The organism is Streptomyces sp. CC0208 (genome assembly GCF_003443735.1).
Taxonomy (GTDB): Bacteria; Actinomycetota; Actinomycetes; order Streptomycetales; family Streptomycetaceae; genus Streptomyces; species Streptomyces sviceus.
Window position 1 is genome coordinate 3938305 of record NZ_CP031969.1, and the last position, 12986, is coordinate 3951290.

Sequence of the window (12986 nt, forward strand, 5' to 3'; positions counted from 1 at the left end):
GCAGGAGTGATTCGCGTGGATCGTGTCGCGCTGCGCGGCCTGAAGGCCCGCGGGCACCACGGTGTGTTCCCGGAGGAGCGCGAGGAGGGCCAGACCTTCGTCGTGGACCTCGTCCTCGGGCTGGACACCCGGCCGGCCGCCGCCGACGACGACCTGACGAAGACCGTGCACTACGGCATCGTGGCGGAGGAGGTCGTGGCCGTCGTCCAGGGCGAGCCCGTCGACCTCATCGAGACGCTCGCCGAACGCATCGCCCAGGCCTGTCTGAAGCACGAGCGGGTAGAGGAGGTCGAGGTCAGGGTCCACAAACCCGACGCGCCGATCACCGTGCCCTTCGACGACGTGACCGTCACCATCACCCGGAGCCGAGTATGACCGCGTCCTTCGCCGCGGGTCACAGCGACCCGACCGTACAGCCGGTGCCCGCCTCCGTCGTGCAGCAGGTGGACGCCGCCGACGCCACCCTGCACAACCCGAAGCGCGCCGTGCTCTCCCTCGGTTCCAACCTCGGCAACCGCTTGGAGACCCTCCAGGGGGCCATCGACGCCCTGGAGGACACGCCCGGCGTCCGCGTCAAGGCCGTCTCCCCGGTCTACGAGACGGAGCCGTGGGGCGTGGCCGCCGACAGCCAGCCCTCGTACTTCAACGCGGTCGTGGTGCTGAAGACCACGCTCCCCCCGTCCTCCCTGCTGGAGCGGGCCCACGCGGTAGAGGAGGCCTTCAACCGGGTGCGGGACGAGCGCTGGGGCCCGCGCACCCTCGACGTCGACATCGTCGCGTACGCCGACGTGGTCTCCGACGATCCGGTCCTCACCCTGCCCCACCCCCGTGCCCACGAGCGCGCGTTCGTGCTCGTCCCCTGGCACGACGTGGACCCCGAGGCCCAGCTGCCCGGCCGCGGCCCGGTCGCAGCCCTCCTCGACACGGTCACGCGAAACGGCGTGGAAGCTCGCAAGGACCTGGAACTCCGGCTGCCCGAATAGCCGTTAAGGTCAAGACGACCACAGTCCGTGGGAACGCCCAAGGACCTCGGGGGAGCTGAAGGGGCACCGTGAGAGAGCTGCGCATCAGGCTGCTGGCAGGCGTCTTCGCCGTGTCCGGGATCCTGTCCTGGGCGGGCGCCCGCCTGTGGAACTCGATCGGGACCCTGCCCAGCGTCCCGCTGGCGGCCCCCATCGTCCTCGCCCTGATCGCCGTGGTTCTCGTGGCCACGGCGCTCTCCCTGCGCGCCCGTCTCAAGGCCCAGCGCGAGCGCGTCCCCGAGGCGAAGGGCGTCGACCCCCTGATGGCGGCCCGCGCGGTCGTCTTCGGTCAGGCCAGCGCCCTGGTCGCCGCGCTCGTCTCCGGCATGTACGGCGGCACCGGCGTCCTCCTCCTGGAGTCCCTCGACATCCCCGCCCGCCGCGACCAGGCCATCTACGCCGGCTTCTCGGTCCTCGCGGGCATCGCGGTGATAGCGGCGGCGATCTTCCTGGAGCGGGTGTGCAAACTGCCGGAGGACGACGACCGGAACACGGGGGCTACGTCGACGGCGTGACGGGCGGCGGCGCGGAGGACAGGGATGTGAAGAAGCGCAGGGTCACCGCGCCATGATCAGGCTCATCGCCTCGTTCCGCGTCGCCGCGTCCCGCAGCTGACCTCGTACGGCCGAAGTGAGCGTCTTGGCACCAGGCTTGCGGATCCCCCGCATCGACATGCACATGTGCTCGCACTCCACGACGACGATCACACCGCGCGGCTCCAGGATCTCCATCAGGGAGTCCGCGATCTGAGTGGTGAGTCGTTCCTGCACCTGCGGCCGCCGGGCGTAGACGTCCACGAGCCGGGCCAGCTTGGACAGTCCCGTGATCTTGCCGGTGGTGGCCGGAATGTATCCGACGTGGGCGACACCCCGGAACGGCACGAGATGGTGCTCACAGGTCGAGTACACCTCGATGTCCTTCACGAGCACCATCTCGTCGTGCCCGATGTCGAACGTCGTGGTCAGCACGTCCTCGGGCTTCTGCCACAGCCCCGCGAATATCTCCCGGTACGCCCGCGCCACCCGCCCCGGCGTCTCCCGGAGCCCCTCGCGGTCCGGGTCCTCCCCGACCGCGATCAGCAGTTCGCGTACGGCGTTCTCGGCGCGCTTCTCGTCGAACTCGCCGATGGAGCCGTCGCTGTCCAGCGTCACGGGATCGGTCATTCTGGTGCCTCGTTCCTAGAGTCCTCGCGGCCGAAAAACGCCGCGGCCCCCCAGGCTAAAACCTGGGGGGCGCGGCATCCATTCCGGGCCCGGTGAGGTCACCGGGGCGGGACGGGTGAGCGTCAGCTCTCGGGTCGCTCCTCGGGAACGGCCTCCGTGGCCTGCTCCGACGCGGTGGCCTTGGCGGTGCTGATCGCCGGGGTCGCGCCGTTGGCGCCGTTCGTCAGTGCGAGCTCCTTGGGGGAGAGCACCGGCGGACGGGTGGAAGGAGTGCGCCGGGAGGAGCCGGTCCAGGCAGGGCGCGGGGGACGCTTGACGATGGGAGCGAAGATCTCGGCGATCTGCTCCTTGTTCAGCGTCTCCTTCTCCAGCAGCTGGAGCACCAGCTGGTCGAGGACGTCGCGGTTCTCGACCAGGATCTCCCAGGCCTCGTTGTGCGCCGTCTCGATGAGCTTCTTGACCTCCTCGTCGACCAGCGCGGCCACCTCTTCCGAGTAGTCACGCGGGTGCGACATCTCCCGGCCCAGGAACGGCTCGGTGTTGTCGCCGCCGAACTTGATGGCGCCGAGACGCTCGGTCATGCCGTACTGCGTGACCATCGCGCGGGCCGTTGCGGTGGCCTTCTCGATGTCGTTCGCAGCGCCGGTGGTCGGGTCGTGGAAGACCAGTTCCTCGGCAGCGCGGCCGCCCAGCATGTAGGCCAGCTGGTCCAGCATCTCGTTGCGCGTGGTCGAGTACTTGTCCTCGTCCGGCAGGACCATGGTGTAGCCCAGAGCACGGCCTCGCGAGAGGATCGTGATCTTGTGGACCGGGTCGGAGTTCGGGGAAGCCGCCGCGACCAGGGCGTGTCCGCCCTCGTGGTACGCGGTGATCTTCTTCTCCTTGTCCGACATGATCCGGGTCCGCTTCTGCGGGCCCGCCACCACGCGGTCGATCGCCTCGTCGAGCATGTGGTTGTCGATGAGCTTCTGGTTGCTGCGCGCCGTGAGGAGCGCCGCTTCGTTCAGCACGTTCGACAGGTCCGCGCCGGTGAAGCCCGGCGTGCGACGCGCGACGGCCGACAGGTCGACGTCGGGCGCGACCGGCTTGCCCTTCTGGTGGACCTTGAGGATCTCCAGACGGCCCTGCATGTCCGGACGGTCGACCGCGATCTGGCGGTCGAAGCGGCCGGGGCGCAGAAGAGCCGGGTCGAGGATGTCGGGCCGGTTCGTCGCGGCGATGAGGATCACGCCGCCCTTGACGTCGAAACCGTCCATCTCGACGAGCAGCTGGTTCAGCGTCTGCTCGCGCTCGTCGTGACCACCGCCGAGGCCGGCGCCGCGATGGCGGCCGACCGCGTCGATCTCGTCGACGAAGACGATCGCCGGGGCGTTCGCCTTGGCCTGCTCGAACAGGTCACGCACTCGGGAGGCACCGACACCGACGAACATCTCGACGAAGTCGGAACCGGAGATCGAGTAGAAGGGGACACCGGCCTCGCCCGCGACAGCACGCGCGAGCAGGGTCTTGCCGGTGCCGGGAGGGCCGTACAGCAGTACGCCCTTGGGGATCTTGGCCCCGACTGCCTGGAACTTCGCCGGTTCCTGGAGGAACTCCTTGATCTCCTGGAGCTCCTCGACGGCCTCGTCCGAGCCTGCGACGTCCGAGAACGTCGTCTTCGGGGTGTCCTTGGTGATGAGCTTCGCCTTGGACTTCCCGAAGTTCATGACCCGGGAGCCGCCGCCCTGCATCTGATTCATCAGGAACAGGAAGACGACCACGATGAGGACGAAGGGGAGCAGGGAGAGCAGGATCCCGACGAAGGCGTTCTGCTTCGTCGGCGAGACGGTGTACCCGTCGGGGATCTGCTTGTCCTGGTACTTGGTCTGCAGCGTGTTGGCGATGGTCACGCCCTGGTCGCCGATGTAGCTCGCCTGGATCTTCGAGCTGCCCTCGACCTTTTCGCCGTCCTTGAGCTGGACCTTGATGGTCTGCTCGTCGCCGGTGGTCAGCTTGGCCTGTTCGACCTTGTTGTCATTGATCGCCTGGACGACCTGGCCGGTGTCCACCGTCTTGTAGCCGCCGGACGAGCCGACGACCTGCATCAACACGACCACGGCAAGGACGGCCAGCACGATCCACATGACCGGCCCACGGAAGTATCGCTTCACGTCCATCCATACGGAGCGGTGCCGCCCCGTCCCTCCTGCCATAGTGAGTTTGATAAGACAGTTCTTCTGACGGTACCCCAGCATTGTCGCCCGAAGCCGCACGGGACGGCTGGCAGACCCGTCTGCATGCTCCAACGGCGCGAAACCCGCCGGGGTTCCCGATCGTCCTACAAAGACGGCTCTCTTGGCTCAGCGGGCGCTGCAGCCACGTTTCAGCCGCCGTAGACGTGGGGCGCGAGCGTACCGACGAACGGGAGGTTGCGGTACTTCTCGGCGTAGTCGAGACCGTAACCCACGACGAACTCGTTGGGGATGTCGAAGCCCACCCACTCGACGTCGATGGCGACCTTGGCGGCGTCCGGCTTGCGCAGCAGGGTGCACACCTTGAGCGACTCCGGCTCGCGCGAACCCAGGTTCGACAGCAGCCAGGACAGCGTCAGGCCGGAGTCGATGATGTCCTCGACGATCAGGACGTGCCTGCCCTTGATGTCGGTGTCGAGGTCCTTGAGGATTCGCACCACGCCGGAGGACTGGGTGCCCGCGCCGTAGGACGACACGGCCATCCAGTCCATGGTGACGGGGGTGGACAGCGCTCGGGCGAGGTCGGCCATGACCATCACCGCGCCCTTGAGGACGCCGACGATCAGCAGGTCCTTGCCCGCGTACTCCGCGTCGATCTTCGCGGCGAGCTCCACGAGCTTCGCGTCGATCTCTTCCTTGGTGATGAGTACCTCTTTGAGGTCGGCACCCATGTCTTTCGCGTCCACCCGCATCACTTTCGGTCGTCACACCAGCAGCCCACCGCCCCCGGAGGGGGCAGGGATTCAGCCTTGCCGAATCACCAGTCTGCCACCCTGCCGCTGGGCCACGACCTTGCCCGGGAGATTGATGGCCCCCTGGCCGCGCCAGCCGGTGATCAGCCGGTCGACTTCCTCGATGTGGCGGGCGAACAGCGATCCGGCCGGGGCGCCGGCCTCGATGGCCGCCTGGCGCAGGATGCGGCGGCGCACGGCGGGCGGCAGCGCGTAGAGCTTGGCGCACTCCAGGAGCCCGGCCGCGTCGCGTACGGAGGCCTCCGCCTGGCGGGCCCAGGTGTCGAGCGCGTCGGCGTCGTCGCGGGAGAGCTGGGCCGTGCGCGCGAGGGCCTCGACGACTCCTTTGCCGAGGGCCTTCTCCAGAGCGGGCAGGCCTTCGTGGCGCAGCCGGGAGCGCGTGTAGGCGGGGTCGGTGTTGTGCGGGTCGTCCCACACGGGCAGGGACTGGACCATGCAGGCCTTGCGGGCGGTCTGCCGGTCGAGTCCCAGAAAGGGGCGGCGGTAACGGCGGGCGGCCCCCGGACCCCCCGAGACAGCGGCCATGCCGGACAGCGAGCGGATGCCGGAGCCGCGGGCGAGGCCGAGCAGCACGGTTTCGGCCTGGTCGTCGCGGGTGTGGCCGAGCAGGACGGCGATCGCGCCCTGGCGTTCGGCCGCCGCGTCGAGGGCGGCGTAGCGGGCGTCTCGCGCGGCGGCCTCGGGTCCGCCTTCGCGGCCGACGGTCACGGCGGTGGACTCGACGGGGTCCAGGCCGAGTTCGCGCAGCCTGAGGACGACTTCTTCGGCGCGCAGGTCGGAGCCGGGCTGGAGGCCGTGGTCGACGGTGACACCGCCGGCGCGGAGGCCGAGTTTGGGTGCCTCGAAGGCGAGGGCGGAGGCCAGGGCCATGGAGTCGGCGCCGCCGGAGCAGGCCACGAGGACGAGCGGCGACGGCGGGCGCTCGTGCGGGCCCTGCTCGGCAGAAGCATGTCGGCCGTCAGAGGCGTGCAGGTCGTTGAGGATGTCGTGGAGGACGCGGCGGACCGCCAGGCGTATCGCCGCGACCGCAGGATGGGGACCCATGTCCGGTTCCCTTCATGAAGTTTTCGGGGGGTGAGCCCGAGATTCGGTCACGCAGAGTGTGTAGATGGTGACAGAACCGGGCCGTTCCCCGAGCATTGCACGCCTACCCATCGCTCACGGTCCCTCGGACGGGTGATTGAAGGGGCGTTCGCCTGCCGTCGGCCGAATTCCTCTCACGACGTCCGTACACGGTTCACGACTCGGCCTTGCGGTGCACCCGCGCGACCCAGTCCGCCGGTTTGGCGATCTCCGTCTTGGTCGGGAGGGTGTTGGGTGAGGTCCATACGCGGTTGAAGCCGTCCATGCCGACCTGGTCGACGACGGCCCGCACGAAGCGTTCGCCGTCGCGGTACTGCCGGAGTTTGGCGTCCAGGCCGAGCAGCTTGCGCAGGGCCATGTCCAGACGGGAGGCGCCCTTGGCCCGTCGCTGCTGGAACTTCTCCCGGATCTCGGCGACGCTCGGCACGACCGCCGGGCCCACTCCGTCCATGACGAAGTCGGCGTGACCCTCCAGGAGGGACATCACGGCGGTGAGGCGGCCGAGGATCTCCCGCTGGGCGGGCGTCTGCACGATCTCGACGAGGGAGCGCCCCCCGTCGTCGTCCACCTCGCCCTCCGGCCGGCCGCCGGCCAGCGACTGGGCGGCCTCCCTGATGCGCTCCAGGACGGTCATGGGATCGACCTCGGTCTCCCCCAGGAACGACTGGATTTCGCCCTCCAGGTGGTCGCGCAGCCAGGGCACGGCCGTGAACTGGGTGCGGTGCGTCTCCTCGTGCAGACACACCCACAGGCGGAAGTCGTGGGGCTGGACGTCGAGTTCGCGCTCCACGTGCACGATGTTCGGGGCGACGAGGAGGAGTCGGCCGCCGCCGTTCTCGCCCGCCGGGAGTTCGCGGGTGGCCGGGGCGAAGGTCTCGTACTGGCCGAGGACACGGGACGACAGGAACGACAGCAGCATCCCGAGTTCGACGCCGGTCACCTTGCCGCCGACGGCTCCGAGGACCGCGCCGCCCGGGGTGTTGCCGCGCCGCTCCTGCATCTTCTCCAGGAGGGGCTTGAGGATCTCCCTGAACCCGGCGACGTTCGCCCGGACCCAGCCCGGACGGTCGACGACGAGGACGGGAGTGTCGTGGACGCCTTCCGTCCCCATCCGGGTGAAGCCCCGGACGTGTTCCTCCGAGGCCTTGGCGTGCCGGCGCAGTTCCGCGACGACGGCCCGGGCCTCGTCACGGCTCACGTCGGGTCCCGGCCGTACGAGCCGGGTCGCGGTCGCCACCGCGAGATTCCAGTCGACCATCTCGGCACCACCGATGCTCGTCATGCGTCAACCGTACGTGAGCGGTCCCGCTTGGGGCAGGCCGCGCGGGAGGGCAACGCGGACGCCGGGTCAGCCGCAGGCGGCCAGCGCCGAGGCCGTGCGGTCGAGCGCGCTCTGCGCCGCCCCCGGGTCCGTCGTGTCCGCGGCGAGGAAGGCGAAGGCCAGCAGTCGGCCTTCCTGGTCGACGACCGTCCCGGCCAGGGTGTTCACCCCGGTCAGGGTGCCCGTCTTGGCCCGTACGACGCCTGCCGCGCCGTCGGTGTAACGGCTGGTCAGAGTGCCGGTGAAGCCCGCCACCGGGAGCCCGGTGAGGACGGGGCGCAGCTCCGGCCGGGCCGGGTCGCCCGCCTTCACCAGCAGCGCGGTCAGCAGGTTCGCCGTGAGCCGGTCGGCACGGTCGAGTCCGCTGCCGTCGTGGAACTCGGCGCCGGCGAGCGGGAGTCCGAGCTTTCTCAGCCGGTCGCGGACGGCAGTGCCGCCGCCCTCGAAGTCGGCGCGCTGCCGGTCCGCCACGGCGGTCTGGCGGGCGAGGGCCTCGGCGATGTCGTTGTCGCTGTTCGTCAGCATGCGTTCGACCAGGGCGGACAGAGGCGGTGAGGAGACCTCGGCGAGGTTCTCGGCGCGGCCGGTCGCCTTGGAGGGGCCGGGCGACGTCGTCTTGATGCCGTCGGCCGCGAGGAACCGCGCGAACCTGCGGGTCGCGTCCGCCGCCGGGTCGCTCACGCGCGCGACGGGACCGCTCGTGGAGTCGTCGGTACGGGCCTCGTCCGCCATCAGGGCGCTGACGGGGGCGAGGTTGTCGTTGACCCCGATCGGGTGGATCTCGGAACCCGCGTAGAGGGTCTTGTCGTAGGAGAGGGTGACCGTGGTGAGGTGCCGCTTCTTCAGGGCCGCGGCGGTGTCCTCGGCGAGGGCGCGCAGACTCGCCCAGCCGTCGGTGTCGGACCGGGCGGTGAGCGTGGGGTCGCCGCCGCCGACGAGGACGAGTTCCCTGGTGTCGGGTTCCAGGGCCGTGCGCGTGGTGAGGCGGTGGTCGGCGCCGAGGGCGGACAGGGCGGCGACGGCAGTGGCGATCTTCGTGGTGGAGGCGGGGATCAGCGCCGTACCGGCGCCCGCGCCGTAGAGCCGTCTGCCGCTGGCGACGTCCACGACGGCCGCCGTGTGGCGGGTGCCGAGCGCGGTGTTGCCGAGGAGCGGGCCGAGGACGTCGGCCAGGGCTTTTCCGGTGGGGGCGGACTTCACCGTGTTGGCTCCGCCGCCCAGTGCGACGAGCACGGACGCGGCGCTCGGGGCGGGGCGCGGCCCCGTGGCCGTCGTACCGGAATCGGCTGCGTGATCTGTGCCACCCGTCTGTTCGAGGGCGACCGCCCGGTCCCGCTCGGCCGTACGCTGACCCGAGGAGTCCCACGGACCGGCGGCGGTCACCACGGTGGCGGCCAGCGCCAGACCGGCGCCCGCGGCGCCCGCGGTGTACTGCCAGGTCTTGACGGTCTTCGGCCGGGTCATCCCGGTAAACCGAGTGACCTGCGGTTTCACGGCGGCGGCGGTCCGTGCGAGACACGGCCGTACGGTGTCCGTGGCCCGGGTCAGTCCTGGACGTACGGCGTCCGCGGCGCGTGCCAGACGCGGTCGTACGGCGTTCGCGATCCGCGTCACCCGCGGTCCCGCGGCCCGCCAAGGCCTCAGTTCAGGCACGACCAACAGCCCCTTTCGCGATCACACACCTGCGTGAGGGACACTTAACCACCAGAACTATGTGTTGATCATGGAGGAGTCACCGGTGGAGTTCGACGTCACGATCGAGATCCCGAAGGGTTCGCGGAACAAGTACGAGGTGGACCACGAGACCGGTCGGATCCGCCTGGACCGTCGACTCTTCACCTCGACCGCCTACCCGACCGACTACGGCTTCGTCGAGAACACCCTCGGCGAGGACGGCGACCCGCTGGACGCGCTGGTCATTCTTGACGAGCCGACGTTCCCGGGCTGCCTCATCAAGTGCCGTGCGATCGGCATGTTCCGCATGACGGACGAGGCCGGCGGCGACGACAAGCTGCTGTGCGTCCCGGCGACGGACCCGCGCGTGGAGCACCTGCGCGACATCCACCACGTCTCCGAGTTCGACCGCCTGGAGATCCAGCACTTCTTCGAGGTCTACAAGGACCTGGAGCCCGGCAAGTCCGTCGAGGGCGCCGACTGGGTCGGCCGTGTCGACGCCGAGGCCGAGATCGAGCGGTCCTACAAGCGCTTCAAGGACCAGGGCGGCCACTGAGCCCTGTGCCCCGGACGGGCCGCACGCGCACGCGTGCGGCCCGTTCGTGTGCCCGCGCATACTGAGGCCTACGGAATGTGTCGTTCAGGGAGCGTTACGGAGTGACGGAGGCGGAGCACCGCAAGCCGCAGTCGGACGAGGCCAGGAGTTTCTACGACTCCGAGATCACGTCCGAGTTCGCCGTTCCCGACGGGCTCGCCGTGCCGAGAACCGTCGGCGGGGAGCCGGAGACCACGTCGGAGTTCGCGCTGCCGAAGGGGCTGGACGTTCCGCAGCCGTCGGCCGTGGAGCCGGAGAAGTCGGCGTTCAGTACGCCCCGCACCTACAGCGCGAAGGACGCGCCGCCGGCGTTCACCCCGCCTGCCGGCATACCAGTGGTCAGTCTCACCAAGGACCTGCCCTGGCAGGACCGGATGCGCACGATGCTGCGGATGCCGGTGGCCGAGCGGCCCGCGCCGGAGACGGCGCAGAAGTCCGAGGACGACACCGGTCCGGCCGTCCCGCGCGTGCTCGACCTGACGCTGCGCATCGGCGAGTTGCTGCTGGCGGGGGGTGAGGGCGCGGAGGACGTGGAGGCGGCGATGTTCGCCGTCTGCCGGTCCTACGGCCTGGACCGCTGCGAGCCGAACGTCACCTTCACGCTGCTGTCGATCTCGTACCAGCCCTCACTCGTGGACGACCCCGTGACGGCCTCCAGGACGGTGCGGCGGCGCGGTACCGACTACACGCGCCTCGCGGCCGTGTTCCGGCTCGTGGACGACCTCAGCGACCCCGAGACGGCCATCTCCCTGGAGGACGCCTACCGGCGGCTCGCGGAGATCCGCCGCAACCGGCACCCGTATCCGACCTGGGTGCTCACCTCGGCGAGCGGGCTGCTCGCGGGCGCGGCCTCCGTGCTGGTCGGCGGTGACCTGCTCGTCTTCGTCGCGGCCATGCTGGGCGCGATGCTCGGCGACCGGCTGGCGTGGCTGTGCGCGGGGCGCGGGCTGCCGGAGTTCTACCAGTTCACGGTCGCCGCGATGCCGCCCGCCGCGATCGGGATCGCCCTGACGCTGGCCCATGTGGACGTGAAGGCGTCCGCGGTCATCACCGGTGGGCTGTTCGCGCTGCTGCCCGGGCGGGCGCTGGTGGCGGGCGTCCAGGACGGTCTGACCGGCTTCTACATCACCGCGTCGGCCCGGCTCCTGGAGGTCATGTACTTCTTCGTGGGCATCGTGGTGGGCGTGCTGGTGATGCTCTACGTCGGGGTGCAGCTGGGGGCGCATCTCAACCCCGACGAGGCGCTGTCGACGCATTCGCGGCCGCTGTGGCAGATCGGGGCGTCGATGCTGCTGTCACTGACGTTCGCGGTGCTGTTGCAGCAGGAACGATCCACCGTGCTGGCCGTCACCTTGAACGGCGGTGTCGCGTGGTGTGTGTACGGCGCGATGCGCTACACCGGCGAGTTCTCCCCGGTCGCCTCCACGGCGGTGGCGGCGGGGCTGGTCGGGTTGTTCGGGCAGTTGCTGTCCCGGTACCGGTTCGCCTCCGCGCTGCCGTACACGACCGCGGCGATCGGGCCCCTGCTGCCGGGTTCCGCCACGTACTTCGGGTTGTTGTCGATCGCCGGGAGCGAGGTCGACGAAGGGTTGGTGTCCCTCTCGAAGGCGGCGGCGCTCGCCATGGCCATCGCCATCGGGGTCAACCTGGGGTCGGAGATCTCCCGGCTGTTCCTGAGGGTCGGGTCCGCGGGCAAGCGGCGGGCCGCGAAGAGGACGCGGGGGTTCTGACCTTCGGTCAGTAGCCCTCGCTGTACGGGTACTGCTGGTTCTGCTGGGGCTGCTGGCCGTACTGCTGGTTGCCGTGGTTCTGCGGGTACTGCTGGCCGTACTGCTGGTTGCCGTGGTTCTGCGGGTACTGCTGGGCGTAGGGCTGTTGCTGCTGGCCGTAGTACTGGTCGTAACCGTTGTGCTGCTGCTGGGGCGGCTGCGGCTCGTCGTGGGAGGGGATGCGGCGCAGCTGGGTCGTCGCGTCGTCCATGGGCTGGTACGGCTGCTGGGGCGGGGCCTGCGCGGCCGCCCGCTTCTTCTTGGAGCGCTCGCGCAGGTACTCGATGAGGATCGGGACCACCGAGACCAGGACGATCAGGACCAGGATCGCCTCGACGTTCTTCTTGATGGCGTCGATCTGGCCGAGCCAGTAGCCGGCGAGGGTGACGCCCGTGCCCCAGGCCACACCGCCGATGACGTTGTACGTCAGGAAGGTGCGGTACTTCATCCGGCCGGCGCCCGCCACGATGGGGGCGAAGGTCCGCACGATCGGGACGAAGCGGGCCAGGACGATCGCCTTGGGGCCGAACTTCTCCATGAACTCGTGGGCCTTCTCCAGGTTCTCCTGCTTGAAGAGCTTGGAGTTGGGGCGGCTGAAGAGCCTCGGGCCGAAGAACTTGCCGATCATGTAGCCGACCTGGTCACCGAGGACGGCCGCGAGCACGATGAGCGCGCACACCAGCCACAGCGGCTGGCTGATGAAGTGCCCCTCGGCCACGAAGAGACCCGCCGTGAACAGCAGGGAGTCACCCGGCAGGAACGCGAAGAGGCCCGACTCCGCGAAGACGATCAGCAGGATTCCGGGAAGGCTGAAGGTCTCGATCAGATAGTCGGGGCTGAGCCACTCGGGGCCGAGCGCGAGCGTGGTCACGGGATTGTGGCTCCTGCGTGTGGGGATCGGGGCTGGGACTGGCTGCCCTCAAGTATCAACGCAGCCACGGTGGCCCAGGTTCCATGGGGGTCCCCAGGATGCACTGTGCTCCGGCTGGGGCAAAGCTGTGTCCATGGGTATTGACGAATACGGCGGCGGCCAGGGGCCTCGGCCCGACGTGCTCGTGGTGACCACGAACGACGTACCCGGCCACCGGGTCCAGGAGGTGCTGGGCGAGGTCTTCGGGTTGACCGTGCGCTCCCGGCACCTCGGCAGCCAGATCGGTGCCGGGCTGAAGTCGATGGTCGGCGGCGAGCTCAAAGGGCTCACCAAGACGCTGGTGCAGACCCGCAACCAGGCCATGGAACGGCTCGTCGAGCAGGCACGCGCGCGTGGGGCGAACGCCGTGCTGATGTTCCGCTTCGACGTGACCGAGGCGGCGGACGTCGGCACGGAGGTGTGCGCTTACGGGACGGCGGTGGTCCTGGCCCGGGAGTAGCCCCGG

13 protein-coding genes are annotated in these 12986 nt (G+C 69.8%); 6 read left to right on the plus strand and 7 right to left on the minus strand.

Going from position 1 to position 12986, the window contains the following annotated elements; translation table 11 throughout:
• Nucleotides 1-15: 15 nt before the first annotated feature.
• The 3 genes from folB to D1369_RS17930 all read left to right on the plus strand — a co-directional run bounded on the left by folB (nucleotide 16) and on the right by D1369_RS17930 (nucleotide 1537).
• A complete protein-coding gene (folB, locus tag D1369_RS17920) occupies nucleotides 16-375 on the plus strand; it encodes a dihydroneopterin aldolase (protein ID WP_037900983.1) in 360 nt (119 codons plus the stop codon).
• Nucleotides 372-983, plus strand: a complete 612-nt coding sequence (folK, locus tag D1369_RS17925) for a 2-amino-4-hydroxy-6-hydroxymethyldihydropteridine diphosphokinase (RefSeq protein WP_007383746.1) — start codon at nucleotides 372-374, stop codon at nucleotides 981-983. The genes folB and folK overlap by 4 nt, the downstream gene beginning before the upstream one ends.
• A gap of 68 nt (nucleotides 984-1051) precedes the next feature.
• On the plus strand, nucleotides 1052-1537 hold the full coding sequence (locus tag D1369_RS17930) for a DUF3180 domain-containing protein (RefSeq protein ID WP_007383745.1): 486 nt from the start codon (nucleotides 1052-1054) through the stop codon (nucleotides 1535-1537).
• A 42-nt stretch (nucleotides 1538-1579) separates the two neighbouring features.
• Here the strand turns inward: D1369_RS17930 and folE are convergent, their stop codons facing one another.
• The 6 genes from folE to dacB form a co-directional block, all read right to left on the minus strand.
• Nucleotides 1580-2185, minus strand: a complete 606-nt coding sequence (folE, locus tag D1369_RS17935) for a GTP cyclohydrolase I FolE (protein WP_007383744.1) — start codon at nucleotides 2183-2185, stop codon at nucleotides 1580-1582.
• Nucleotides 2186-2307: 122 nt separating this feature from the next.
• Nucleotides 2308-4341, minus strand: a complete 2034-nt coding sequence (ftsH, locus tag D1369_RS17940) for an ATP-dependent zinc metalloprotease FtsH (RefSeq protein WP_037900980.1) — start codon at nucleotides 4339-4341, stop codon at nucleotides 2308-2310.
• 206 nt (nucleotides 4342-4547) lie between these two features.
• Nucleotides 4548-5108 carry a hypoxanthine phosphoribosyltransferase gene (gene hpt / locus D1369_RS17945; RefSeq protein WP_020122574.1) on the minus strand — a complete coding sequence of 187 codons (561 nt, stop codon included), beginning with the start codon at nucleotides 5106-5108 and terminating at the stop codon, nucleotides 4548-4550.
• Nucleotides 5109-5159: 51 nt separating this feature from the next.
• Complete coding sequence (tilS, locus tag D1369_RS17950; protein WP_007383741.1) at nucleotides 5160-6212, minus strand: tRNA lysidine(34) synthetase TilS; 1053 nt, start codon at nucleotides 6210-6212, stop codon at nucleotides 5160-5162.
• A 193-nt stretch (nucleotides 6213-6405) separates the two neighbouring features.
• On the minus strand, nucleotides 6406-7533 hold the full coding sequence (locus D1369_RS17955) for a zinc-dependent metalloprotease (protein ID WP_007383740.1): 1128 nt from the start codon (nucleotides 7531-7533) through the stop codon (nucleotides 6406-6408).
• 66 nt (nucleotides 7534-7599) lie between these two features.
• The gene (gene dacB, locus D1369_RS17960; RefSeq protein WP_037900977.1) at nucleotides 7600-9186 is read right to left on the minus strand and encodes a D-alanyl-D-alanine carboxypeptidase/D-alanyl-D-alanine-endopeptidase; all 1587 of its coding nucleotides are present in this window, start codon (nucleotides 9184-9186) and stop codon (nucleotides 7600-7602) included.
• A gap of 124 nt (nucleotides 9187-9310) precedes the next feature.
• On the opposite strand from dacB, the gene D1369_RS17965 reads away from it, so the two are divergent.
• Nucleotides 9311-9802: an inorganic diphosphatase gene (locus D1369_RS17965; RefSeq protein WP_007383738.1), complete on the plus strand. Its 492-nt coding sequence runs from the start codon at nucleotides 9311-9313 to the stop codon at nucleotides 9800-9802.
• Nucleotides 9803-9903: 101 nt separating this feature from the next.
• The gene (locus D1369_RS17970) at nucleotides 9904-11571 is read left to right on the plus strand and encodes a threonine/serine exporter family protein (RefSeq protein ID WP_037900974.1); all 1668 of its coding nucleotides are present in this window, start codon (nucleotides 9904-9906) and stop codon (nucleotides 11569-11571) included.
• A gap of 7 nt (nucleotides 11572-11578) precedes the next feature.
• On the opposite strand, the gene D1369_RS17975 is transcribed toward D1369_RS17970, so the two are convergent.
• Nucleotides 11579-12481: a VTT domain-containing protein gene (locus tag D1369_RS17975; RefSeq protein ID WP_007383736.1), complete on the minus strand. Its 903-nt coding sequence runs from the start codon at nucleotides 12479-12481 to the stop codon at nucleotides 11579-11581.
• 133 nt (nucleotides 12482-12614) lie between these two features.
• Here D1369_RS17975 and D1369_RS17980 point away from each other — a divergent pair, with 133 nt between their 5' ends.
• Entirely contained in the window at nucleotides 12615-12980 is a 366-nt protein-coding gene (locus D1369_RS17980; RefSeq protein WP_007383735.1) for a YbjQ family protein, read from the plus strand.
• The last annotated feature ends 6 nt before the right edge of the window (nucleotides 12981-12986 follow it).

What these genes read in the sequence shown, in the direction of transcription:
- tilS (WP_007383741.1), bottom strand. Translation starts at nt 6,212, where the DNA reads ATGGGTCCCCATCCTGCGGTCGCGGCGATACGCCTGGCGGTCCGCCGC.
- ftsH (WP_037900980.1), bottom strand. Translation starts at nt 4,341, where the DNA reads ATGGACGTGAAGCGATACTTCCGTGGGCCGGTCATGTGGATCGTGCTG.
- D1369_RS17980 (WP_007383735.1), top strand. Translation starts at nt 12,615, where the DNA reads ATGGGTATTGACGAATACGGCGGCGGCCAGGGGCCTCGGCCCGACGTG.
- D1369_RS17955 (WP_007383740.1), bottom strand. Translation starts at nt 7,533, where the DNA reads ATGACGAGCATCGGTGGTGCCGAGATGGTCGACTGGAATCTCGCGGTG.
- hpt (WP_020122574.1), bottom strand. Translation starts at nt 5,108, where the DNA reads ATGCGGGTGGACGCGAAAGACATGGGTGCCGACCTCAAAGAGGTACTC.
- folK (WP_007383746.1), top strand. Translation starts at nt 372, where the DNA reads ATGACCGCGTCCTTCGCCGCGGGTCACAGCGACCCGACCGTACAGCCG.
- folE (WP_007383744.1), bottom strand. Translation starts at nt 2,185, where the DNA reads ATGACCGATCCCGTGACGCTGGACAGCGACGGCTCCATCGGCGAGTTC.